The following is a 289-nucleotide window of genomic DNA, read 5'->3' as shown; positions in this document are numbered from 1 at the left end:
GGACGCGAGCGCCGAGGACCGCGACACACGCGGGTTCATCTCGATGACGATCACACGACCGTCCTCGGGGTTCACCGCGAACTGGATGTTGCAGCCACCGGTGTCGACGCCGACCTCGCGGATGACGGCGATGCCGATGTCGCGCAGGATCTGGTACTCGCGGTCGGTCAGCGTCATCGCGGGGGCGACGGTGATCGAGTCACCGGTGTGCACGCCCATCGGGTCGAAGTTCTCGATCGAGCAGACGACCACCACGTTGTCGTGCTTGTCGCGCATCAGCTCCAGCTCG

1 protein-coding gene is annotated in these 289 nt (G+C 65.7%); it reads right to left on the bottom strand.

All coding sequences use genetic code 11. The features are described 5' to 3' along the window. Positions 1 to 289 (bottom strand): ATP-binding protein (locus tag IO33_RS45450; protein ID WP_037687626.1); only part of this gene is annotated, 289 nt, incomplete at both ends.

The organism is Streptomyces durhamensis (assembly GCF_000725475.1).
Classification (GTDB): domain Bacteria; phylum Actinomycetota; class Actinomycetes; order Streptomycetales; family Streptomycetaceae; genus Streptomyces; species Streptomyces filipinensis.
This window is presented reverse-complemented; position numbering and strand designations above follow the sequence as displayed.